The sequence below is a fragment of the Streptomyces viridochromogenes genome (assembly GCF_001270495.1).
GTDB lineage: Bacteria > Actinomycetota > Actinomycetes > Streptomycetales > Streptomycetaceae > Streptomyces > Streptomyces viridochromogenes_A.
This window is the reverse complement of record NZ_LGUR01000230.1, coordinates 245678-267561: the sequence shown is the minus strand read 5'-3', so window position 1 is coordinate 267561 and position 21884 is coordinate 245678. Positions and strand designations below refer to the sequence as shown.

The following is a 21884-nucleotide window of genomic DNA, read 5'->3' as shown; positions in this document are numbered from 1 at the left end:
GTCCCTTTCCGCGTCCCGCAACCGCATCATTCCCGCTCGAAACCCCAGAAGGGTAAGCCGGGTCCCCAATGAGTGTGGTCCTCGGCTTCGGGGAGTGTGTGCGCCGCTGGAGCTGTCCCGACGCCACGCTGGACGGACCCTCGTCGGTCTCCGCGTGCACGGGTCAATGCTCACCGGCCTGGAGTTGGGCGAGCTCGGTGCTGAATTTGGGTAGCGGTGAGCAGGGCGAGGTTGGAAACCCACAGCCGCACAGGGGCAGACGGACGTGACCGGCGCGTATCTGTGACCGAGCGTCCCACTCGGTTGTGACCGCGGTTGCGTGATGCTTACGGAAGAGCGTGTGCCGTCTGGTGCTGTGGGCACATGGGTTCGCCGTATTGGTAGTCGTGGCTGGATGTGCGGTGAGGTCCGATCCGATTGCTGGAAGCGCGGTGGTAGAGCCTCTCCGCCTGCGCAGGCTGATCGATCAGGGACCCAGCGTGTCTGTCCGCACACAGCTTTAGATGACGGCGACTCTGGGGTAGCGGCGAATCAGCTCACCGACCCGATGCTGTACCTCGAGGACGGTCATGGCCAGGTTGCCGCGGGTTTCGTGCAGGCCCCAATCCCCGTCGTCGTCCCGGTAGAACGCGTAGGCGGCACGGAACTGCTCGGGCGTGCCGACAACTATGTCGGCCAGGTACTCCGTCCTGCGCTGCTCGACTGTTGGCTCGGCGGCCAGCCTGATCACAGTCTGGCCGGTGAGTTCGGCCGTGGCCGTGGCTATATCGAACCATTGGGCCACTCCGGCCGCATCGGCGGCCATAACGTGAACCCCACCGCCGTGCGCTGGCTGTTCGGACGCCGTCCGTGATGCGGCCGCATAGAGCATGATGACCAGCAGCGCCGATACCAGCTTGTCGCGGTCACGGAGTCGCGTGATCATCTCGCTGTTTCCGGCGCTGCACGCCAGTGCGGCGATCAGCAGGTCGTCGTCGACCTTGATCCCCAGCTGTCTCCAGATCACTTCACAGCTCACGCCGAGCAGCTTGAGCCGCGTCTTCCCGAAGTCCGTTTCGCTCAGCAGCTGCGCCTGCTGGGTGTAGACGGTCCTCGCCGCGCCGAGCCGCATCCGCCGTGCCTTGATCAGCTTCGCCATCGGATTTCTCGGCATGCGCCGGTGCAGATCCAGCGACGTGGTCAAACCGACCGTGAGCCACTCCTTTGCATCCACCGCTTCCCGAATGCCTGGCGAAAGCGGCGAGACGTGCCAACTGTGAACGACCGCCCCCTTGTCAGTGATGTGAACGGACATCCGGTCCTCGTCAACCACGACCGACAGCGACGGCTGAGCGATCACCCCGTCGAACAGGTCGGTACCCATCCCGTAGGCGGCGAACCGGTCCAGCGTGGCCAGGCGCCAACGCCCACTGTCTCTTCGCAGCTGCGCGACCTCGTAGGACGGGTTGACCAGGAACACCAGCGTGCTGCCCGTCAGTAGGACGAGCTTCGCCCGCCACGTGGCATGCGGGAAGTCGGTGAAGACGCGTCTGTCGCTGGTCGGAGATTCGAGCCATTGCGGTGACCGGCAGCCGCGATGATGCAGCGATGCGTCCGCTGTGTCGGCCGTCGCCTGCACGGTCAGCGCCGGCCTCTCCCATCTCCCGAACCCGCGACCGCACGTCTGACAGTCCACCGCCCAGAGGTTGGCGCGAAGCTCGGCCAGAAGCTCAGGGCCCAGCCTGGCCCTTGTGGTGGAGTCGGTCAGCAGCCTGGACACCGCCATCTGGTGACCCCCTTTTCCATGCACATCATCGGCAATCCGTCTGTGAGTGAACCGTCGCACGGGGCCAGCGTGACCCCTCCCGGTCAGGGGTCCTGTCCCACAACTCAAGGGTGCTGTGATGCATCGGTTCTCCAACCGGAGCGAGCTGCGGTTTTGAGAGGGCGTCCGCCTCAGCGGATGCCCTTCTCACCTCGGATGCGGGCGCGTTCCTTGCGATGCGCGGCCAGAACGTCACGGTGGCGGTGGCGGGGGTAGGCGTTGCGTAAGCGCAGGTAGGCGTGCAGGGCCCAGGCATGCATGGGGTGGTTGGTGGGAGTGATGGGTTGCTCTGCACGGGGCGAGGATTCGTCGACGGACGGATCAGAAAAAATCTTGAGACTCTCTTGCACGTTCTGGCCTACTGAGGGCCACTACATACTGACGGGTGAAGAGGCGTGGCCGCTTTCCTGTCCCACCGGGACCCGCCGTCCCCACTCGGGCAAAGAGCTGAAGGCGGCGGGTCCCGCATACGAAGGGGTGCAAACCCCTATGTTCGGAATATTTCGATTAAGTCGAGACTATTTGTACGGTCCCGGCTTTCTTGCCTGCCGCCGTGATCGGTGGTTCACTCGCTGTGACCGTAAGGTCCAGGCGCTCTGCTGCTTTCAATCAATGCCCGAGTGGGGGCGGCGGAGGGTCCTGTCAGTTTTTGGGACAGTGAAGGCGAGGAGCCTCCTTTGGCAGCAGAAAATCTGAAACCTGCCTCTTCTGGCAGTGGTGTGTCGTTCTCCACTCTGTGGTTCATGGCGGCGGCAGTCTTCTTCTACTTGTCGGACACGATGGTTGATCTCCCCGAGGTGCTTTCAACCTGTCGGCAATGGGGGCTTGTGGTTTCCCTTGCCGGACTGGCTGGCTGTCTTGCGTGGTCCGCCAGCAGTGCCACTCGATCGTTTCTGAGGGCGCGGAGCCTCCGGGCTCTCGACGGTGCCAGTCAGGGCGTCGAACGTTTGAAGAAGTGGCTCGGAGGTGGGGGCGGCTCGGCGGGCGGAGGGGACGTTTCGCCCCCTACGGGCGGCGGCGACTCAGCGGGGTCTTGAACCTGAAGAGGGAAAGTGCGGCTTCGACTCGGCCCCAGGAAGGTCTTGGGGTCGAGTTCGAAGCGTTCTTTCGCGGCTTTTTCCCGAAACTCGTTTCCTTTCTCGTTACTGTCGGGGCTGAGTCGCAGCTAGCGAAGGATGTGGCCCAGGAGACCATGATCGCCCTTCATGCTGAATGGGCTGACGTGCAGCATCACAAAGCCTGGGCATACTCGGTTGCCCAACGGAAACTCTCCAAAGAGAAGCAACGGACGCGTAACAGGGAACGCATCGCTCCGGCAGTGGATCGGTCGGAAACCACCGCCCCGGGAATCTTCGAACAGAAGATGGAATCCATCGAATTGCTGGAGAGTATCAACCGCTTGCCCGTCCAGCAACGTAACGTGTTGATCTTGAAGTATGTGTTGGATTTGAGTGCAGGAGAAGTGGCGGATCATATGGGCCTCAGCCCGGCGACCGTGAGGTCTCATCTGCGACATGCAAAGACGTCGCTGGCAGAAATGTTGGATCTGCGGCGCTCCGAGCAGTAGCACGGTCCGGCAGCTCCGCGCCGGGGCAGGGGGATGACGCCAAGGCGTCGTCCCCCTGCCGTGATCTGGAACGGGAGCTGGACAACTACGGCTGAACGTACTCAGTTCGCGGCGGAGCCTCTGGACCTCGTCGTCCTTGGCGGTCAGGGCGGACAGGGCCAGCTGGTGACGTTCCTTGAACTGCTTGAACTCGGTGTGGGTGCGGGCGAGTTTGTTGGTGAGCCTCTGATTCTGTTCCCGCGGCCGGGTGAGCTGCGCTTCGCGCGGGTCGGGCTGTTCGCCCGCGGCCCACAGCCCTGCGCTGCTCGAAATCGTCCTTGAGGTGGCCCCAGGTCCGATACAGGGACGCGCGGGAGATCCTGCCCTCCGGGCGAGGGTCTTGACGTCGCAGGCCCGCCGGCTGGGATCTGCCCGGCCAGCAGCCGGTCGACGGCCGCGCGAATCTGTCGCTCGGCCTGGTCCCGCTGGTCTTGGCTGAGGGCCATGTCATCCGGCCTTACGGCTGCCTTGCCGATCGCTTTGAAGATCCGCATCGAGCGTTCGTGTTCGGCCCGGAGTGGGATCTCCCCCCGGCCGGGATGCGGGGACTGGCCAGCAGGACGTGCCGTTGTCGGTCGAGGGTTGCCAGACAAGGCCTTCTACGATCCGGTGCATGGATCCCGAGTTGCTGGAACGGATCACCGCGCGGCGCGCGGAACTCGATGAACTCGAAGAGCGGCTGGCCAAGGAGCTGGCGGAAGTAAGGGCCGAGCGCGACGAACTCGCCGTCGCCGAACGCGTCCTTGAGCGAGCAGCTCGCCGACGAGCGCGCTTCTGCCGCGCCGGTACCCGGCCAGGTGGGTGGTCGGGCGGTCACGCTGATCCCGCATCGCGCGCCGGACGTGGAGGAGAGCACGCTCCCGTCGGACTACCAGCGCATCCTCGCCGCCGTGCGGCAGGCCGCCGGACCGGTCATGGCCCGGCAGGTCGGTGAAGTGGTGGGCGTGGACGTCAGCGTGCGGGCCAAGCTGGAACCGCTGCGCGGGAAGCTGGTCAGACTCGTTGATCGCGGCTGGCTGCGCAAGCTTCCCGACGGCCGGTTCACCACCCGACTGTGACCTGGGCGCCGCCACCTGCAGCGGTGCGGCACGGGCGTAACCGGGGTGGCCCCGGCGGCCGTTGAAACTGTGTGACGAGAACCGAAGCACGCGCCGAGGACACCTACCCGCTTGTCTACCAATGCCGTCTGTCACTGTCCACGAGCACCGTCAACCACCTCGCCGACGTGCTGCGCCGTCACCTGAAGGCGATACGGTCCCGGTGGCGGATCCTGCCGCCCGGGAAGATCGCGGTGATCGTCCTGGCCGTGCTGCGCCACGACCAGCGCTTAGCCGACATGGCTGGCGGCAACAACGTCTCCGAGTCCACCGTCCGCCGCTGGCGCGACGAGCTGATCGGGCTGCTCGCCGCACAGGCCCCTCGCCTGGATCGCGCCCTGAGGAAGGTCGCCAAACAGGGCGGTGAGGTGGTCCTGATCGACGGCACGCTCATCCCTACTCAGCGCCGCACCGGAAGAGCCGACCGCCGGAACTACTCCGGCAAACATCGCCGCCATGGCCTGCACTTCCTCGCCCTGACCGACGAGAGAGGCCGCCTGATCTGGATATCCGCCGCCCGGCCCGGCCGCACCCACGACATCACCGCCGCCCGCCACGACCACGTCCTGACTCACCTGCGTGCCGCCGGCCTCGGGGGCCCTCGCGGACCTCGGCTTCCGTGGCCTGGACAACGACGTACGCGACCCTGTGATCGTTACCGGCTTCACAGCGACCCGCGCCCACAAACTCACCACCGGTCAAAGGGTCGTCAACCGCGTCCTCGCCACCGGACGCGTACCGGTTGAGCATGGCTTCGCCCACCTCAAGAACTGGCGGACCCTCACCAAGCTCCGCGCGAACCCCGTCCGCGCCACCCACCTCCTGCGCGCCCTGCTCGTCCTGACGAACCTCGAAGTCAACCGCTGAGCTTGTTCTTTGACCTCTGCACTGACCACCCACGCGCACCTCCGGGTACAGACAAAAGGTGTGGCCTCCGTTGCTTGTTGCTCGGTACGGTCGCGGCCATGGCGACCGTGGAGGCTCCGGGATGGATGGTTCAACGTGCGGGCACGGGCGACGGGGCTGGGCTCGTGCAGGTTCCGCGACGGACAGCGTCCGTCGCCGATGAACCGGAAATGACCAAGCGACTCAACAGGTGAAGAGCGGATCCGTGTCCATCATCCCGACGGCCCGCAACAGCGGACGATCCTGGGCCCTGTTGCTCGTCCTGTGCGGCACAATCTTCCTCGAGGGCAGCGACGTGGCCATGCTGGCCGTTGCCGTCCCCACCATCCGCGCCGACCTTGGCCTGACCACCGGCACCGCGGCGTGGGTGATGAGTGGCTACGTCCTCGGCTACGCCGGTTTCACCCTGCTCGGCGGCCGCGCCGCCGATCTGCTGGGCAGGCGGCGGATGTTCCTCACCTGGCTGGGCGTCTTCCTGGTCTTCTCCATGCTGGGCGGCTTCGCGACCGACGGTTGGATGCTGATCGTGGCCCGGTTCGTCACCGGCGTGGCGGCGGCCTTCATGACCCCCGCCGCCATGTCGATCATCACGACCTCGTATCCGGAGGGGCCGCAGCGCGACAAGGCTCTGCTCGTCTTCGCCGGCGTCGGCGCCGGCGGCTTCTCGCTGGGCCTTGTCATCGGCGGGTTGCTGACCGAACTGGGCTGGCGCTGGGTGTTCTTCGCCCCGGTGTTCTTGGCCGGGGCCATCCTGCTCGCGGCGCTCAGGCTGCTGCCGGCCGAGGCCCGCCCCGAGCCCGCACAGCGCGGCTATGACCTGGTCGGCGCGGCCAGCGCCGCCGCCGCGATGCTGCTGCTCGCCTACGGCATCGTTCGGCTCGAGCACCGCGGCGAAGGGCTCGGGCTGACCCTCGGCGCGCTCGTTGCCGGGTTGGTGCTGGTGGCGGCGTTCATCGTGATCGAGCGGCGCGCCAAGGCACCGCTCGTCCGGCTGGGGATCTTCCGCAAGGCCGCGATGGTGCGGGCCGACCTCGGCGCACTGCTCTTTCTGGGCGCGTTCTTCGGCTTCCAGTTCATCGTCACGCTCTACCTGCAGGAGCTGCGCGGCTGGTCCTCCCTGCAGGCCGCGATCGCGCTGATCGTCATGGGCTGCGACGCCGTGCTGGCGCCCACCCTCACCCCGCGCCTGGTGAACCGCTACGGCAGCAGCCGGGTGATCTTCGGAGGCTTCCTGCTGGCGATCGTGGCCTACGGGCTCTTCCTCCCGGTCGGGATGGACTGGTCGTACGCGTCGATGCTCCCGAGCCTGATCATCGCGGGCACCGCCTTCGCCCTCGCCTACGGTCCGCTCACCATCGCGGCGACCGACAGCGTGGCCAAGGAGGAGCAGGGCCTGGCCGGCGGGCTGCTATACACGTTCACCCAGTTCGGCTCAGCGGTCGGGATCTCCGCGGTGACCGCGGTGTACGGGATCGCCGCGGCCGGCACCGATGGCTCACCGGACGCGGTGCTGGACGCCTACCGCACCGCCCTCGTAGTCCCGGTGGTCATGGTGCTACTGGGAGCGGCGGTCTCCGCCTTCGGCCTCCGCAGCACCAGGAACTCCAGCCAGCGGAAGAACGCGGCGGCCGCGGCCCGCGACGAGGTCAACGACGGCGTCCCAGGGTAAGGCCGACGAAGCCCCACACCGAGTCCACCACGCTTCCCCGGTACCAACCACCGCTTCCGTACTGCCGCCTCGTTTCCTGACGGCAACACCGCCCCCAGACCCGTCATGGCGCGGTGATCAGCGGAAAGGGAATGCGACACAGTTTTGGCAGACGATCTACTTCACAGTCTCCCGTCCACGACCAGCGCGAGCCCCTCGGAAGACCGTCACACCAGCCCTTTGACCTGCGACTTCAAGTTGGCGGAGGCTCATTGTGTGACCGAGCGTGCCACTTGGTCTGGACAGTACGGTCTGGACCGGGCATGCCCTTCGGTAGCCCTCAAGGAAATTGCCTACATACTGCGCGCCGACACGGAGGCCACGTCATGGCCCGGCAACAGGCCGTCTCGGCTGCAACCGTGCGCGGCACGCCGGGCCCCAGCGGTGGGACTATTCGGCAGAGCCGAGCAGCGCGAGTAGCCTGCGTTCCAGGGCTGTGCGTTGTTGATTGTCCCCAGGGTGCGCTGGCCAGGGGCCGGAGGCAGAACGGCACTCGTGGTCCCACCATCGACGGGCCCGAACTGGGGCGGTCCAGTGGCCTCGCGTACTCGGTGACGTTTTCACGCACCCTCTCGTCCAGCATGTCGGCCAACTCGGTACGGGCGACGTTGACTTCGGCCTCCAGCGGTGCCGCGGTCACCACGCGGCTCGACCATCCACTTGGGAGCCAGCGGGTGGGCCCGTAGGCGTGGTGGAGCGACGGCGGCTGCGTTGGAGTCGTCAAGGGCATGAACCCTTCGGGGCCGGGTAACTGCGCCCTATAGGCGGCCTGTCGGGGGACAGGAGAGGCCGGGACGGTGGGAGGACCTGTGACCACGACGATGCGCACCGACGACGCGACGGATGCCGGAGTCGAGCTGCCGCAGATCGCCGAACCGCAGAAGATCGCACCCAAGGATGCTCGCGAGCTGTCGCAGCTGTTCTTCGATCAGCTCGCGGTGCTTGAAGAGGGCACCCAGGAACACCAGCACGCGCGTAACACCCTCATTGAGATGAACATGTCCCTGGTGCGCTTCGCCGCAGGCCGGTTCCGCGGCAGTGGTCAGGACATGGAGGACATCGTCCAGGTCGGCACCATCGGGCTGATCAAGGCCATCGACCGGTTCGAGATCTCCCGCGAAGTGCAGTTCACCAGCTTCGCGGTGCCGTACATCGTCGGTGAGATCAAGCGGTTCTTCCGCGACACCTCTTGGGCTGTGCATGTGCCTCGCCGTCTCCAAGAGGCGCGCATCGAACTCGCCAAGGCCACAGAGGAACTCGGCACACGGCTCGGGCGTGCCCCCAAGGTGTCCGAGCTGGCGGCTCTGATGAACCTCACCGAGGAGGAGGTCATCGAGGCGCGGATCGCATCCAACGGCTACACCTCCGCATCGCTCGACGCAGCCATCAGCAGCGAGTCGGACGAGCACGATGCGACGCTCACGGAGTTCATCGGGGAGGAGGACCCCGCCCTCGAACTCGTCGAGGACTTCCATGCGCTCGCGCCTCTCCTCGCCGATCTCTCCGAGCGTGATCGCGTCATCCTCCACCTGCGGTTCGTCGAAGAGCTCACCCAGGCGGAGATCGGCCGACGCCTCAGCGTCTCCCAAATGCACGTCTCCCGTTTGATTACTCGGCTCCTGGCCCGCCTGCGGTCGAGCATGCTTGCTACGGGCTGAGGTGACGAAAGTGGGGATCCGCCAACGGCTGTTTGCCATGCCGAACAGGGCGCCGTCGTCACTAAGTGGACCCATCTCGGCGGCCCGGCCCATGGTGTAGGCGGGGTAGTCGTCATCGTCGAGATTGTCGACGGGACGGGAACTGGCAGGGGGCATAGACCTCTTCTTTCGGGGGACACGTCGGGGGGCCCGGGTGCCGTACGGCACCCGGGCCCCGAGCTTTCAACACGATCTACCGGCAAACTGCGCCGGCCTTCTGTGTCCGCAGGTTCCGCCTGGGAGGGCGGGGCTGCAGGGATCGCGGATGCGTGACCGGGGACCACCTTCCAATCCGGGGCCTGCGGTACCCGGGCGGACTTCTTCCTCGCCCGGGCGATCCTGATGGCGTCTGCTCCTTTACCTTCAGTTACTCGGCCGTACTGCTGGGATAACGCGGGTACTGCTCGACTGCTCGCGACCAGGGGGGCCACGTCCTGCTGACCTGCATGCGCGGCAGTTCATCTCTGCCGTGCCCTCATCGACTTCCTGGGTACAACGGAAAGAGCGTAACCCTGCGACGAGTCATGTCTACTGTTGCCGTCACAGATTTTCTTCAGGGCTGATCTGTGGATTCCTATTGGAAGTACACCCAGAAGAGTGTCACGCGGGTTGAATCCATGCCCTGTGGGCACATGCTGAGCCTGGCGGCAGAACCGACCCAGGGCGGGGTGGTGGCGAATGACGGACACGGAGCCGACCCGCACGGACCGCCCATGGGCTCCCGTGGTGGTTGAGGGCGACAGCCCCGCCGGTATCGCTCGCACGCGTGATGTCGCCCGCGCCTTCGCCGATAGCCTGTACCCGGCTCCGGCCCCCGGAACGGCCGAGACCCTTGCACTCGTGGTCTCCGAGCTCGCCACCAACGCCCTGCGTCACGGCGGCGGCCGATACATCCTCGAACTCGTGGCCACCGCCGATGCGGTGAACGTCGCCGTTAGTGACCTCAACTCCGCACCCCCGCGGGAACGTGCCCCGGACCTCAACGGTGGCGCCGGCGGGTTCGGATGGCCCATGGTTCGCCGCCTCACCAGCAAGGTGACCATCACCCCTGGCCCCGGGAGGGGCAAGACGGTCCGCGTCCGCCTCCCGCGGTGACGTGCCCTGCAGTTGGTCACCTGCCCCGGGCGCGGCTCACCGGCGGCAGCAACGGCTCGATCACCGCCCACGTGGCGTCAGATATCTCCACATCCCTCATGCCAGTCCAACGATCGGATGATCGGAAAGACACCCCCCTAGAGCTGCTCCCATCCCCACCAGCGACCTGACCGATCGAACCTGGCGGGCCGCTCATTTCGTCACTGAGTCCTGAATTGAGCTGTGGGACGGAACAACTCGCGTGGTGAGATGGGCGAAAGCTGTGTTGCTCGGGAGGGCCCGGGCTTGGTTGCGGGGGAGTAGTAGGCGGATGTCGTGGGACACTCCGGAAGAAGCGGAGATCTACCGGGAATCCATCCACGCATGTCTTGCCGAACCGCGGATACTGCGGCGCCTTGAGGCGCGCCCCGAAGTGACGCTCTCTGCCGTCCTCGACGCAATGAACAGGACGAACAACGTCAATGCCGCCCTGCGGTCATGCCGAGACGCGTATTACGCGTACCGAGTCGTCTACGACAAGATGGTGCATGGGGGAGAGCGATTCTTTGATCTCTTGGATGACTGGGAATGGGATTGGCGTACTTTCTCGTTCTATGGCGCGGCCCTCCTCACCCTGATCTTGTGGTTCGGGGGCGCGCCTTTTCTGTACACACTTCTGCTCCTGCTCGTGTGGTGTGTAGGAACACTCGTCCTGGCGCTCCGTGACTCAAGTTCCCGTGGCCAGCTTCGGCGTTGGGCACGAATGTCCTTCCACGGCCTTCAGTTCCTGGTGATGTGGCCTGTCGTCTGGGTCTTCGGTCGGCTATGGGCGAGTCAGCTCACGAGCGAAGGAACAGGCCCGGTCATGGTACGGGTGATTGAGGAACTGCTGGGTGAGGACCATGACTCGTTGCTGCTGCCGGACAGCTACGACGGGCTCCGCACACGGGGCGGCCCGGAGCATCTGGTGAAAAACTCGGCGACTCAACAGCTCAAGCGCAAGATCGAGCAGATCGACGGCGGGACCATAGCGGTCAGCGGCTCACGCGGTTCCGGGAAGACAACTCTCTTGGAGAACTGCGCAGGAGACGATGACTTCTGCGTCTTCGCGCACGCGCCGGCCACATACGCTCCGCACGACTTCCTGACGTCACTCTTCGTGAAGGTCTGCGAGGAGTACATCAGTAGAGAGGGATACGACGTCCCCGAGTTCCTGCGCCTTCCGCACGGGCACCGAATTCTGCGCCGGGCGGTGATGCTGCTCAGACGCCTGACCCACTGGCTCAGTTATGCACTACCTGCTGCTGGACTCATCGGCCTTGGGCTGTTCGCTTCCATTCGGACCTTGCAGGCTGAGCATGGCAGTGATGTCCAGCAGCAGATCGCCGAACTGACAAATGACGTTCGCGTTCACGTCATGGACATCTGGGACGGAAGAGCAACGGGACCGGCGCTCGCGCTGGTCGGTTCAGGAATCCTGCTCTGGATGCTCCGGCAGTCCGCGGTCACCACACGCGTCATGCGCAAGACGCGACGCGTGCTGTTCGGCCTGCTGGTCATCGCATTGCAATGGGGACCGATCGCGTCCCTCGCCTTCGACCCCGACATCAGGTATCAAGCAGGCCTCCTCGTCTCCCAGGAGGATGCCGGCGGGTGGATCATGGTGCTGGCTATGGTCTGGATGTTCTGCCTGTATCAGTTCGGGGCGAACTGGAAAGGCCCTCTGAGAGTAGGGCGGTGGGTCCTTCGCAGAAGGCACGTTTTCGGTGCGCCCGTCAGGCTGATCCCCTTGACGGCACTCGCAATCCTGCTTTCTGCAGCACCGGGCAGGGTCCTGGTCACAGATTCCCAGAACCTGATACGCGTCTCCATCTGGCTGCTTGGCATCATGCTGGGCAAGCTCAGGTACCGCTCCTGGTCGATCATGCGGCCGGAACCGAAGCTGGTTACGGAATGCCGCAATCACCTCTACCGGCTGCAGACCGTGCAGAGCTCCTCCGCCGCGGTGAACACCGGCGCTGCGCAGTTCTTGAGCCTGGGGACATCGCACACGACCTCGCTGTCGACCATTCCGCCGAACTATCCCGAACTGGTCGGAGACTTCCGTGAGCTCCTCACTCGGATCGCGGACTACCTTCACCACCGTGGAGAGCGCGTCGTCATCGCGATTGACGAAGTGGACCGCCTTGGCAGTGACGAGCAGGCACTCGCGTTCCTTCGCGAGGTCAAGGCCATCCTCGGTGTTCCACACGTGCATTACCTGATCTCCGTCGCAGAAGACGTCGGAGCGGCATTCGTACGACGAGGTCTGCCGCACCGGGATGCCACGGACAGCTCTTTGGACGACGTGGTGCACGTCCAACCCTGTGTCCTGGCGGAGTCAGGAGCCATTCTGAAGAAGCGCGCCCCCGGCATCTCCGACCCGTATATCTTTCTCGCTCACTCTCTGTCCGGCGGCCTTCCGCGTGACCTGATCCGCTATGGACGACGGCTCATGGAGATACAGCAGGCCACGGCCCACCTTGAACTCACCGACATCTCCAGGGTCATGATCGTGGAGGAACTTTCCGAGACGCTTGCGGGCTTCCGTACGTTGCTGGCCAAACAGCAATGGTCATCGGAGAACAGCCTGATCCTCGGATCCTTCCGGAGCCTGGTGGGCCACTTGCGAACGGCCTGCCCGTGTCCTCATCGAGAGGAACAGCTCCTGCAGGCACTGGAGTACTTCGCCATCTACACCGCCAGGGCCCACACCCAGCCCGACGCCTCAAGTATCCCTGGCGAGGCCCGGGTCCTCATAGACGAAGCCGCTGCTTACGCCTACTTCTCGTACACCTTGCTGGGCATCTTCGGGCGTGAAGGGTTCAACAGGCGGCGAACCCAGGCAGCAGCCTGTGGGCCGGACGGAGACCCGGAACTGCTGGCTGAGGCACGACTCGAACTGGCCGTGTCCCCATACAGCGCGCGATCCCTGATCGACGGGATCCGGCTCGCATGGGACCTGACGCGGGACCACATGGTTGCGGCGACCGCCGTGCCGCTGCCTCCTCCTCGGAGCACAGGCTGTCCTCGTCACCCGCGGTCCTCAATGCCGTGACGGAGACGGTTGTCCGACAGCGGCCTTAGCGTCGGCTGAATGGATCACGACAGCGACGAGAACCTGCACAGCGTGCGGATCACCCCCGCGGCGCGAAGGCCGCGATCGAGATCGACGGACAGCGGGTGGACCCGGGAGCCTTGAGCGGTTACGCCCTCACCCACCGGGAAGGGAGCCGCCGCAGGTTGTCCTGTACTCGGGGGCCTACGCCGAATCCGTCTTCGAGGGTCTGGCCCGCGTCTCCGTGGCCGACAAACCCGCCCCGGGCCCGGCTGCCGCGGTCTTCCTACCGGCGATCGACGTCGAGGAGTTGGAGCGGTCGGCGCTGGCCCGACCCGACATCGGCGCCAAGCTGGAGAAGCGCGTCGTCACGCTTGAACGCGCCTGCCGCGCGCCGTATCCGGAGTGGCGCGACCTTCCGCTGACCGACGACATGACCGTCCCGGACGAGGAGCAGCCGCCGCAATTCCGGGCCACCCCCTGGGGCACGACCGAGTTCTGCGGCCGGATCGGACGGGCGAGCGGCCGGGCCGTCGACAAGCAGCTGGTCGCGCTGCTTCCCGAGGGGTACTGGCCGGAAGCACCGCGCACGGTCGATGTTGCCTCTGACGCGCCACGCCGCAGTCTCCAGCTCGACATCGACCCCAAGGGCCTGGTGCGGCTGCGCGTCCAGGGCGGTGGCAGCGTCCGCGCGTCCTGGATCAGCCTCGACAGCACGTCGTTCCAGACTGAAAGGGGCGGTGGCCGCTGCCGACTGTCGCCCGACACTCTCGCTAACGTAAGCCACACGATGTGGACACAGATGCTGAGGCCATGGGGGACTCCGTTCAGGGATGTCCGCGCAACCGCACAGAATTGAAGGGGCGTCCCGGTCAGTCCTCGTTGCGGGCCCGGATCACCACGAGGAACGCGTCCGACTTCAGGTCCATCACGACCGTCGCGGGCTTACCCTCGGCGCGGCGCGCCGCAGCGTACTCCTCCGCCGGCCAGGATCCGCGCGGAGACCCCGCAGGAAACCGTTCCAATACCTTTGCGCCCATAGCGGCACCTCCACGTTCCACCACCGACCCGCGTGACCAAGCTCTGGTAATTGCCCGCTTGCCCTCGATCTGCGCGGACATGCCATGCCACCTCAAGGCTGCCTGTCACGGGCCGTCGACAGGCCGTCACCCTCGTGCAGCCTTGGCAAAGCCGTGGCCCTGGACGTGTGTACGTGCTTTGCGCTTCACCGGCAGGTCCGCCGTCACCGGGGGACGGCCCGCCCGACGCTCGCTGAGCGGGCCGCGCCAGCCGAGGGGACGGCAAAGCCTGCGTAGCTTGGGAGCGAGGGCCGTTTGGCCTCGCCTCCCGGGCTCGTTCCCTAGGCCCCGCGCACGTCTGCTTGCGGGAGCTGGCAGGTCACCGTCGTTACTGATAGTGATGAATATCTGCTCCGTGTCGGTAGCGGGGTGATTGGGCCGTGCGGTTCCATGCCCGCTGAAGTAGGAGCGTCCCCTCCGTCCTGGCGGAGGTGAGCCGTAGACCGTGTCGGGGCTGCCCACTCGGCTTGGCCAGCAGTGGATGTGGTGCAGCGAACGCTGCACCACATCCACCAGAGGAGGATCGAGCGGGGCGCAGCGGGATGGAAACGGGTCGATAAGTCGGCTTCGCCGAGAAAGCTGCGGGTGAGAAGCGTCACCTGGATGAGTTCGAGTCCCACCCGCTCCACTTAGCACTCCTGTGACCAGCGGAACGTCTCATGAACGGTGCCGATTCGGGAATAGGGGGCAAACAGGGCGAATCCGCTGCTCCTGAGTTCAATACCGTCGTCGCCCTAGTGGGTGTTCGGAACGTCTCTGAACTGCACATATGCGCTCGACGGATGCCGGAGAGGTCACCACGGGTGGCGTCTTTGAGGGGGCGGAGTGTCCGACCTGGGAGCCATCTTCGGCGCGGCGTTCCTGGCTGCCACCGGCGGCGGAAAGGCCGTCTTTGATATCCCTGACCGCCGCGTCGGCTTGGCGGTGTGGCGCCGGTGTCTCGTGACTTCGGGAAGTTCAGCGGCAACCTGGTGCATCGCTGGTGATGCAAGCGCCGCCTCCAATGCGTCTTCAAGACCTTGCACCGTTCAGCATCCGGTCCTGCAAGGAATCACGACGGTTCTACGAATGTAAACGCGCTGTGAGCAGGCGTCATATCCAGGTCTTTCTCGCTCTCACCCGTCACCGCGCCCTCTGGGCCCTTCTGTGCGACGGGCGGCGCTACGAACTCAGGCCCTCAAGACCCCTCGTGCCTTGGTGGGCGACATTATGCATCAGTGGCATTTGTATGGTCACAGCATTCATCATAACTCCTTTCGTGTGAGGAATGGAGTGGGTGGATCAGGCGGCATCAAGAAATCTCTTCGGCTCCATCGGGCGCATTTCATGAGCGCGGTGTGCATGTGAGCGGACAGAGGCATTGCGCTGCTCATCGAGCCAGGCGTACACGTCTCGCATCGGATAGCGGACGGCCCCGCCGTCGAGCTTGATGTAAGTCGGGCCTTTGCCATCATTCCGCCAGTTGCGCAGTGTCTTGTCCGACACTGCGAGCAGCTCGGCGAGCTGCGGAGGTGCCAACAATTGCCACATTGTCGTGTGTTCCATCGCAGGCGTCGAGTCGCTCATTCCAAGGCCCTCCAGAGGTGTCTTCATATCCATTTGAAGGAGCTCGTTGAAGTGACTGCCTTCGAAAACAACATAGTGGGCTGTGTCGGTGTACGCGTGGCAGAATCTCCGGGTGAGGAGGCCTGGTCACCACGGGTCGGTGGAGCTGCAGTTGCTTTCTATCCCTCTCGGCCCCGGATATGTCCCGCTGCATCCTTACTCGCCAGTGGTTGATGTGGCTGAAGTCACATGAAGTCAATGTCGGTCTAGCCTGTTAGGAAGTGTCGAGTACGTGCCAGGACATATAGAAGACCGCTGGGTCAGCAAGCGAACCAGGAAGAAGACCAAGCTCTACGGCAAGGGCAAGCGCTATAAGGTCGCCGGCATCCCCGGTGTCCGTGCCCGCAGTTTCACCAAGCTCACCGACGCCAAGCAGTGGCTCGCCCATGCTCAGACCGACATGACGCGGCAGGAGTTCGTCGATCCGCGTGAAGGAACGATCCTGCTGCGCTCGTATGTGGAGGAACAATGGTGGCCGCACCAGCGGTACGCCGCCACCACCCGAGATGCGGCGCGGCGACGAATATGGGGACACGTTCTCCCGACGCTCGGGCCGCTGCCCCTGAACGCCATCACTGCGCCAGCCCTCCGGGAATGGGTTGCCCAGCTGGAGGAGACCCTCTCGCCTGGGACGATCCGCACAACCTGGGGACATCTCTCCACGATCCTCCAGGCCGCCGTCGAGGACGGCAGGCTGGTGAAGCATCCGATGAAGGGGAGTCGCACCGCCCGGCCACCGGCCAAGCCTGCGCAGAAGGCGCGGGCATGGTCGCGCGAGCAGGCGATGCGGGTACGTGCTGGACTCCCCGAGCAATACCGTCTCGCAGTTGACTTGGGGGTGGGGCTCGGCCTGCGCCAGGGCGAGGCATTCGGGCTGTCCCCGGAGGACCTCGACATGGAGAACGGGGTTGTGCATGTCCGGCGGCAGGTCTGCATGATCGAAGGCCACCTCTTCTTTGCGCTCCCCAAGGGCGGCAAGACGCGGGAAGTCGATGTGGCACCCGGCGTCCTGACCGCTATCAAGCAGCACGCGAAGCGCTGGCAGCCGGTTGCGGTGGAACTCCCGTGGGAGAGCCCCCACGAACCTAAGAACGATCGGCAGCGCGTCGACTGGGCTCCGCGCACTTACCCACTTTTCCTGGCCACCCGGCAGCGGCGTGCATGGAACCGCGACACATGGAACAGGCGCCTCTGGAAGCCCGCGCTCGCCTCCGCGGGACTCATCGGCAAAGTGGACCCCAATTCCGACGGGAGCAAGTGGGAGCCGTCACGCGAGCTCGGCTTCCATGCCCTGCGCCACACCTACGCCAGCGTTCAGCTCGAAGCCGGTGAGTCGGTCGTCTCCCTCGCTCGCTGGCTCGGGCACGCCGATCCTGGCTTTACTCTGCGTACATACACGCACTTCATGCCCGACGCAGGCAGGCGAGGTCGCGCCGCCATGGATGCTTGGTTCAGTGGGGAGGCGAACTCCCTGGAAACCCCCTGACGGTCATGCGGGGGCGTGAGGGGTGGGAAACATGCAGGTCAAGGTGGGCTTGGAGCGGAACGCATGCGGTTGACGGTCTTCTGGAAGCGGATGGCGGACCATTTCGGTTCGGGATACGCCGACACCTTCGCGCGCGACCATGTGATGGCGGAGCTCGGCGGGCGCACGGTGCACGAGGCGCTGAACTCCGGCTGGGAGGCCAAGGACGTGTGGCGTGTGGTCTGCGCCGTCATGAACGTTCCGGGAGAGAAGCGCTGACCGGTCACGAAGATCGCAGGACGGCAGCCGGTTGTCGGTGGCGTGGGCGACACTTGCTCCGTGGCACGCACTGACGAGACCGGGCAGCCCGCCCGGCACGGATCGCCGTTCGGCACGACGCCGCCCACCCCGCCGCCGGGCGAGGGCGCCGCCGGGCCGGACGCCCGCATGCCTCGTTGGCTCCCGCGCGCCATGGTGCTCGCGCTGGCGCTCGTCGGCGCGTTCCAGCTGGGCAGTTGGGCCTTTCACCAGCTCACCGGGCTGCTGATCAACGTCCTCATCGCGTTCTTCCTGGCGCTGGCCATCGAGCCGGCGGTGAGCTGGATGGCCTCGCGCGGCATGCGCCGGGGCCTGGCCACCGGCATCGTCTTCCTCGCAGTGATCGCCGTGTCCGCCGGGTTCGTGACGCTGCTGGGGTCCATGCTCGCGGGCCAGATCATCAAGATCGTCGAGGACTTCCCGAACTACCTCGACTCCGTCATCAACTGGATCAACGCCCACTTCCACACCGAGCTGCGCCGAGTGGACGTCCAGGAGGGCCTGCTCCGTTCCGACTGGCTGCGCAACTACGTGCAGAACAGCGCCACCGGTGTCCTGGACGTGTCCGCCCAGGTCCTCGGCGGTCTCTTCCAGCTGCTGACGATCACCCTGTTCTCGTTCTACTTCGCCGCGGACGGACCGCGACTGCGCCGCGCGCTGTGCTCCGTGCTGCCGCCCTCCAAGCAGGCGGAGGTACTGCGCGCGTGGGAGATCGCCGTCAACAAGACCGGCGGCTACCTGTACTCGCGCGGCCTGATGGCGCTCATCTCCGGCATAGCCCACTACATCCTGCTGGAGAGCCTGGACGTGCCCTACGCGCCCGTGCTCGCCGTGTGGGTCGGCCTGGTCTCGCAGTTCATCCCCACCATCGGCACGTATCTCGCGGGCGCCCTGCCCATGCTGATCGCGTTCACGGTCGATCCCTGGTACGCGCTGTGGGTGCTGATCTTCGTCGTGGTCTACCAGCAGTTCGAGAACTATGTCCTACAGCCCAAGCTGACCTCGAAGACCGTCGACATCCACCCCGCGGTCGCCTTCGGTTCCGTCGTCGCGGGTACCGCCCTCCTCGGCGCGGTGGGCGCCCTGATCGCCATCCCGGCGATCGCCACGCTCCAGGCGTTCCTGGGGGCGTACGTGAAGCGTTACGACGTCACTGACGACCCCCGGGTCCACGGGCACCGGCGACGGGGAACGGGGTGGGGCATGGTCGCTCGCGCGCGTGCGCTGTGGGCCCCGCGGAGGCAGGGAGTGGCTGAGCCGCGGTCGGAGGCGGGGAACTCCGGGGAGAGTTCCACGGAGGACTCCGGCTGAGAGAGCGTGCGTATCTCCTGGGCGAGTGCTGGACCTCCTGGGAGTGCCGGCCTGACCTGGAGTGCCGGCCTGCCCTGGGCGCGCTGGTCTGCCCTGGGAGTGTGCGGTCCTGCTGGGAGTGTGCGGCCTGCCTGGGGAGTGTGCGGTCCGGCCGGGAGCGGCCGGTGCAAACGGCGGCGAAACCGAGGGCCGGCGTCGGCGCGGGCGGTCTGCCCGGGGTGGCTGCCCCGGGAATCCGGGGCGCCTCAGGCCGCGAACGTAGTCTCGTAGGTGACGCGTGGTGTGCTTGACACAAAAATCGAACATCCATTCTTATGGAGGCGCCGGCGAGGCGCTCGGCGGGCATTTCGCCACGGTTTCGATGGAGAAGTCCCCGAGTTATCCACAGGCCGGACGGGCGTCGGGGCGCATTGTCAGTGGCAGGCGTTAGCGTCTTTGACGTGAAGCGATCGACTCAAGCAAACCGGGTGGAACCCATGGCAGGAACCGACCGCGAGAAGGCCCTGGATGCCGCACTCGCACAGATTGAACGGCAATTCGGCAAGGGCGCGGTCATGCGCATGGGCGAGCGGTCGAAGGAGCCCATCGAGGTCATCCCGACCGGGTCGACCGCGCTCGACGTGGCCCTCGGCGTGGGCGGTCTGCCGCGCGGCCGTGTCGTCGAGATCTACGGACCGGAATCCTCCGGTAAGACCACGCTGACCCTGCACGCGGTGGCCAACGCTCAGAAGGCCGGCGGACAGGTGGCCTTCGTGGACGCGGAGCACGCCCTCGACCCCGAGTACGCGCAGAAGCTCGGCGTCGACATCGACAACCTGATCCTCTCCCAGCCGGACAACGGCGAGCAGGCCCTGGAGATCGTGGACATGCTGGTCCGCTCCGGCGCCCTCGACCTCATCGTCATCGACTCCGTCGCCGCGCTCGTCCCGCGTGCGGAGATCGAGGGCGAGATGGGCGACAGCCACGTCGGTCTGCAGGCCCGTCTGATGAGCCAGGCCCTGCGGAAGATCACCAGTGCGCTCAACCAGTCCAAGACCACCGCGATCTTCATCAACCAGCTCCGCGAGAAGATCGGCGTGATGTTCGGCTCCCCGGAGACCACGACCGGTGGCCGGGCGCTGAAGTTCTACGCCTCGGTCCGCATCGACATCCGTCGCATCGAGACTCTGAAGGACGGCACCGACGCGGTCGGCAACCGCACCCGCTGCAAGGTGGTCAAGAACAAGGTCGCGCCGCCGTTCAAGCAGGCCGAGTTCGACATCCTCTACGGCCACGGCATCAGCCGCGAGGGCGGCCTGATCGACATGGGCGTGGAGCACGGCTTCGTCCGCAAGGCCGGCGCCTGGTACACGTACGAGGGCGACCAGCTCGGCCAGGGCAAGGAGAACGCGCGCAACTTCCTGAAGGACAACCCCGACCTGGCCAACGAGATCGAGAAGAAGATCAAGGAGAAGCTGGGCGTCGGCGTGCGGCCGGTGGAGCCGGCTGCCGAGCCGGGCGCGGACGCCGCGGTCTCCGCCACTCCGGACGACGCCACGAAGACGGTGCCCGCTCCGGCGGCCAAGGCAGCCAAGACCAAGGCTGCGACTGCCAAGAGCTGACCCTTGACACGGCGAACGGACTGGGCCGAGTACGCCGCTTACCCGGACGCTCCGCGTAGGCGGGGACGAAGCGGCGACGAGGGCTCCTCCGGGATGGGCAGTTACGCCCATGCCGGAGACGCGGCCCATGACGCGGACCGGGGGAACGACGGCACGGCGCCGTACGGCAGGAGCAAATCCTTCGGCGGGTACGGCGATGAGTCGGGCCATGGCGCGGCAGACGGCGAAGCGTGGGCAGAAGGCGGGTCGGTGCACGGCTCCGGTGCGCCCGGCGGCGGCTCGCGCCGCGGTCGTGGCGAGGCCCGGGGCTCGGACGGCTCACGCGGGCGTCGTCGGCGCGGTCGCACAGAGCCGTCCGGTGAGGACGGAGGCGTCCCTGCCTCGTCGAGGGCCGAGAAGGGGGCGTCCCCAGGGGACCCGGTGGAGCAGGCGAGGGCGATCTGTCTGCGCCTGCTCACCGGGACCCCGCGCACGCGGAAGCAACTGGCGGACGCCCTGCGCAAGCGGGAGATCCCGGACGATGCCGCCGAGGAGGTGCTGTCGCGGTTCGAGGAGGTCGGCCTTATCAACGACAGCGCGTTCGCGGACGCCTGGGTGGAGTCCCGGCACCATGGCCGGGGGCTTGCCCGACGCGCGCTCGCCCGGGAACTGCGGACCAAGGGCGTCGACTCCACACTGATCGACGCGGCTGTCTCCCAGCTCGACTCCGAGCAGGAAGAGACGACCGCACGCGAACTCGTCGACCGCAAGCTGCGCTCCACACGCGGCCTCGACCGCGACAAACGCCTGCGCCGCCTCGCGGGCATGCTCGCCCGCAAGGGCTACCCCGAGGGCATGGCCCTGCGGGTGGTCCGGCAGGCACTGGAGGAAGAGGGTGAGGACACGGCGTTCCTTGAGGACGAGGGGTACTGACCCGACGGCCGCGGAACCGTAGACGGCCTGGAAATGGGCGAAGGCCGGTGACTGTGGGACTCCGGCCCCGGACACGGTGGACGCGCGGGGGCGCCCATCGCGTTCGGGGCCGGGTATTGATCAGGCGGCGTTGTTGGGGGCTGGCCCCGACGCCACCGGAAGTCCCTCTGTCCGCCATGCCTGAAATCCCCCGACCAGGTCGGTGGCCCGGTGCAGTCCCAGTCGCCGTAGCGACTCGGCCGCCAGGCTCGACGCGTACCCCTCGTTGCAGATCACCACGACCCGCAGGTCGTGACTCGTTGCCTCGGGGGCGCGATGGCTGCCCTGTGGATCGAGCCGCCACTCCAGTTCGTTGCGCTCGACCACCAGGGCACCCGGAATCAGACCGTCCCGCTCGCGCAGGGCCGCATACCGGATGTCGACCAGCAGAGCCTCGCCGGACCGGGCGGCCTCGTACGCCTCCTGCGGCTCGATCCGCGTGTAGCCCGCGCGCACCCGCTCCAGCAACTCGTCGATGCCGACCGGCTGTTCATCCACGTTGCCCACGTCCACGCCCGCCCGCGCCTTCGGCTCACCGCCGCCGACCGGCCGCTCACTCACGCTG

General features: G+C 66.2%; 18 protein-coding genes and 2 pseudogenes. 14 read left to right on the top strand and 6 right to left on the bottom strand.

Features of this window, described 5'->3' with window-relative positions:
- Positions 1 to 499 precede the first annotated feature (499 nt).
- A complete protein-coding gene (locus ADK36_RS34685) occupies positions 500 to 1765 on the bottom strand; it encodes a hypothetical protein (RefSeq protein WP_053200294.1) in 1266 nt (421 codons plus the stop codon).
- Positions 1766 to 1935: 170 nt separating this feature from the next.
- Positions 1936 to 2064 carry a hypothetical protein gene (locus tag ADK36_RS50650; RefSeq protein ID WP_425315494.1) on the bottom strand — a complete coding sequence of 43 codons (129 nt, stop codon included), beginning with the start codon at positions 2062 to 2064 and terminating at the stop codon, positions 1936 to 1938.
- 773 nt (positions 2065 to 2837) lie between these two features.
- Here ADK36_RS50650 and ADK36_RS47040 point away from each other — a divergent pair.
- The 6 genes and pseudogenes from ADK36_RS47040 (at position 2838) to ADK36_RS34655 (ending at position 8779) form a co-directional block, all read left to right on the top strand.
- Entirely contained in the window at positions 2838 to 3371 is a 534-nt protein-coding gene (locus tag ADK36_RS47040) for an RNA polymerase sigma factor (protein ID WP_159391230.1), read from the top strand.
- A gap of 782 nt (positions 3372 to 4153) precedes the next feature.
- Entirely contained in the window at positions 4154 to 4468 is a 315-nt protein-coding gene (locus tag ADK36_RS49700) for a hypothetical protein (protein WP_234329981.1), read from the top strand.
- Positions 4469 to 4746: 278 nt separating this feature from the next.
- Positions 4747 to 5031 (top strand): annotated as a pseudogene (locus ADK36_RS51320) (transposase family protein); the annotation flags it as partial.
- A gap of 55 nt (positions 5032 to 5086) precedes the next feature.
- Complete coding sequence (locus ADK36_RS51075) at positions 5087 to 5374, top strand: transposase family protein (protein WP_053200288.1); 288 nt, start codon at positions 5087 to 5089, stop codon at positions 5372 to 5374.
- A 244-nt stretch (positions 5375 to 5618) separates the two neighbouring features.
- Positions 5619 to 7082: an MFS transporter gene (locus ADK36_RS34660; protein ID WP_234329980.1), complete on the top strand. Its 1464-nt coding sequence runs from the start codon at positions 5619 to 5621 to the stop codon at positions 7080 to 7082.
- A gap of 860 nt (positions 7083 to 7942) precedes the next feature.
- Positions 7943 to 8779 (top strand): RNA polymerase sigma factor SigF, encoded by an 837-nt coding sequence (locus tag ADK36_RS34655; RefSeq protein ID WP_053200422.1) that lies wholly within the window; start codon positions 7943 to 7945, stop codon positions 8777 to 8779.
- A gap of 72 nt (positions 8780 to 8851) precedes the next feature.
- On the opposite strand, the pseudogene ADK36_RS50645 reads toward ADK36_RS34655, so the two are convergent.
- A pseudogene (locus tag ADK36_RS50645) lies at positions 8852 to 8986 on the bottom strand (MerR family transcriptional regulator); the annotation flags it as partial.
- A gap of 510 nt (positions 8987 to 9496) precedes the next feature.
- Here ADK36_RS50645 and ADK36_RS34650 point away from each other — a divergent pair.
- The 3 genes from ADK36_RS34650 (at position 9497) to ADK36_RS34640 (ending at position 13848) form a co-directional block, all read left to right on the top strand.
- Complete coding sequence (locus ADK36_RS34650) at positions 9497 to 9913, top strand: ATP-binding protein (RefSeq protein ID WP_053200284.1); 417 nt, start codon at positions 9497 to 9499, stop codon at positions 9911 to 9913.
- A 310-nt stretch (positions 9914 to 10223) separates the two neighbouring features.
- Positions 10224 to 12989, top strand: coding sequence for a P-loop NTPase fold protein (locus tag ADK36_RS34645; RefSeq protein ID WP_053200282.1), 2766 nt, complete (start codon positions 10224 to 10226; stop codon positions 12987 to 12989).
- Between the two features lie 244 nt (positions 12990 to 13233).
- Positions 13234 to 13848, top strand: a complete 615-nt coding sequence (locus ADK36_RS34640; RefSeq protein ID WP_053200280.1) for a hypothetical protein — start codon at positions 13234 to 13236, stop codon at positions 13846 to 13848.
- Positions 13849 to 13861: 13 nt separating this feature from the next.
- On the opposite strand, the gene ADK36_RS49155 is transcribed toward ADK36_RS34640, so the two are convergent.
- Together ADK36_RS49155 and ADK36_RS47025 are read right to left on the bottom strand one after the other, a co-directional pair.
- Positions 13862 to 14110: a hypothetical protein gene (locus ADK36_RS49155; RefSeq protein ID WP_159391228.1), complete on the bottom strand. Its 249-nt coding sequence runs from the start codon at positions 14108 to 14110 to the stop codon at positions 13862 to 13864.
- Positions 14111 to 15349: 1239 nt separating this feature from the next.
- Positions 15350 to 15634, bottom strand: a complete 285-nt coding sequence (locus ADK36_RS47025) for a helix-turn-helix transcriptional regulator (protein ID WP_199830306.1) — start codon at positions 15632 to 15634, stop codon at positions 15350 to 15352.
- 271 nt (positions 15635 to 15905) lie between these two features.
- Between ADK36_RS47025 and ADK36_RS34635 the strand changes: the two genes are divergently transcribed.
- From ADK36_RS34635 to recX, 5 genes are all read left to right on the top strand, one after another.
- Positions 15906 to 17159: a tyrosine-type recombinase/integrase gene (locus ADK36_RS34635; protein ID WP_078942863.1), complete on the top strand. Its 1254-nt coding sequence runs from the start codon at positions 15906 to 15908 to the stop codon at positions 17157 to 17159.
- Positions 17160 to 17222: 63 nt separating this feature from the next.
- A complete protein-coding gene (locus ADK36_RS34630) occupies positions 17223 to 17417 on the top strand; it encodes a DUF3046 domain-containing protein (RefSeq protein ID WP_048580324.1) in 195 nt (64 codons plus the stop codon).
- Between the two features lie 60 nt (positions 17418 to 17477).
- Positions 17478 to 18767, top strand: coding sequence for an AI-2E family transporter (locus tag ADK36_RS34625; RefSeq protein WP_078942878.1), 1290 nt, complete (start codon positions 17478 to 17480; stop codon positions 18765 to 18767).
- Positions 18768 to 19243: 476 nt separating this feature from the next.
- Positions 19244 to 20368: a recombinase RecA gene (recA, locus tag ADK36_RS34620; RefSeq protein WP_048580323.1), complete on the top strand. Its 1125-nt coding sequence runs from the start codon at positions 19244 to 19246 to the stop codon at positions 20366 to 20368.
- Positions 20369 to 20371: 3 nt separating this feature from the next.
- Positions 20372 to 21280 carry a recombination regulator RecX gene (gene recX / locus ADK36_RS47020; protein WP_078942862.1) on the top strand — a complete coding sequence of 303 codons (909 nt, stop codon included), beginning with the start codon at positions 20372 to 20374 and terminating at the stop codon, positions 21278 to 21280.
- A 120-nt stretch (positions 21281 to 21400) separates the two neighbouring features.
- Here the strand turns inward: recX and ADK36_RS34610 are convergent, their stop codons facing one another.
- Positions 21401 to 21832 (bottom strand): rhodanese-like domain-containing protein, encoded by a 432-nt coding sequence (locus tag ADK36_RS34610; RefSeq protein WP_053200416.1) that lies wholly within the window; start codon positions 21830 to 21832, stop codon positions 21401 to 21403.
- Between the last annotated feature and the right edge of the window lie 52 nt (positions 21833 to 21884).

Coding starts and splice junctions, on each gene's coding strand:
- ADK36_RS34685 (WP_053200294.1), bottom strand. CDS start 1,765: ATGGCGGTGTCCAGGCTGCTGACCGACTCCACCACAAGGGCCAGGCTG.
- ADK36_RS50650 (WP_425315494.1), bottom strand. CDS start 2,064: ATGCATGCCTGGGCCCTGCACGCCTACCTGCGCTTACGCAACGCCTAC.
- ADK36_RS34655 (WP_053200422.1), top strand. CDS start 7,943: ATGCGCACCGACGACGCGACGGATGCCGGAGTCGAGCTGCCGCAGATC.
- ADK36_RS34650 (WP_053200284.1), top strand. CDS start 9,497: ATGACGGACACGGAGCCGACCCGCACGGACCGCCCATGGGCTCCCGTG.
- ADK36_RS34645 (WP_053200282.1), top strand. CDS start 10,224: ATGTCGTGGGACACTCCGGAAGAAGCGGAGATCTACCGGGAATCCATC.
- ADK36_RS49155 (WP_159391228.1), bottom strand. CDS start 14,110: ATGTCCGCGCAGATCGAGGGCAAGCGGGCAATTACCAGAGCTTGGTCA.
- ADK36_RS47025 (WP_199830306.1), bottom strand. CDS start 15,634: ATGAGCGACTCGACGCCTGCGATGGAACACACGACAATGTGGCAATTG.
- ADK36_RS34630 (WP_048580324.1), top strand. CDS start 17,223: ATGCGGTTGACGGTCTTCTGGAAGCGGATGGCGGACCATTTCGGTTCG.
- recA (WP_048580323.1), top strand. CDS start 19,244: ATGGCAGGAACCGACCGCGAGAAGGCCCTGGATGCCGCACTCGCACAG.